Below are 1,054 nucleotides of genomic sequence, written 5' to 3'. Positions count from 1 at the left end.
CTCGCATGGCTCTCACATAAGACAAGTGGTCTTTGACCCCATTCAAACCTCGTAAGTCTTTCAGTTCGTCATAGAGAGGGTACACGTGTGCTTGCAAGCCTGAAAGAATTTTAGTATCCGTCAAGTCTAGATAAGACAATAAGAAATGTTCCATAAGCAGCTTGGTATACGGACTTTTTAGGGCTTGTACCGTCAGCATGTCTTCGGTTTCTGCTTTACGTGCTTTATCTTCTTGGTAGACTTTATCTTCCAACTTGTAGCTGTTATCGTCTGCTCGACGTTTTTTCGTAATATGAAAGACGATAGAATCAATCGAGCGCCCCTTTTTGACTTTGTCATACGTCACGGTAAAAGAAGTATGATCATTGATTTCTTCCAAAGGTTTTTTTAATATCCATTTTTCTAAATCTGCAAAAAGTTTATATTCATTGACTATATCCGTCATTTCTCGTAATTCTCGGATTGAAATTGAAGGATTGCGGTAGGCTTCCACTTGTTCTTCTCGGCGCCCGCCCTTGTAACTATAATGCTCGTACTGGTTATAATTCATAGATAACCAGCGATACAAGATAATGGAATACTTGCTATTGAGTTCTGCAAGATCAGACAAAGCGTGTTGCGTGAAATTTTGTTTTAAATTGATTAAATACGGCATAATTTCAGGACTAAATCGGATCGTTACCTCATCATGATAATCCGTCCACTTAACATAGGGAATCGGCACAATATTTTCAAATTCAAATCCATGTTCTTTTTTTTCTTTAATTTTGAAAAAGGCTTGTTTCTGCATATTCTCGACTGCCTGTTTAAAACGTGTGTGTTTATTGCTGTCGTCCACTTTAAAAAAGGCAAACAGTTCTGCTTTTGACAAATAAACCGTATGATCTTTTGGTGGTTCTTCTGTATCAATGCACGATACGGCTAATTCAAACATTTTGAGTGGGGTTTTATCCATTTTGGCAATAGATGTGATTAAAGAATTATGCTCGACCACTTTACGTTTTGATAATTCGTTCAAGATTTGCACCTGCTTCTGATTTTGTTCATTTTTTGG

The 1,054-nt window shown here is 37.3% G+C and carries 1 protein-coding gene; it reads right to left on the bottom strand.

Features of this window, described 5'->3' with window-relative positions; translation table 11 throughout:
• Positions 1–1,054: RepB family plasmid replication initiator protein (locus ACWD3C_RS48755; RefSeq protein ID WP_451155301.1), on the bottom strand; the 1,054-nt coding region annotated here is incomplete at both ends.

Source organism: Streptomyces sp. NPDC002845 (assembly GCF_053591955.1).
The sequence above is the reverse complement of the archived record's forward strand: the minus strand, read 5'-3'. Positions and strand labels throughout refer to the sequence as shown.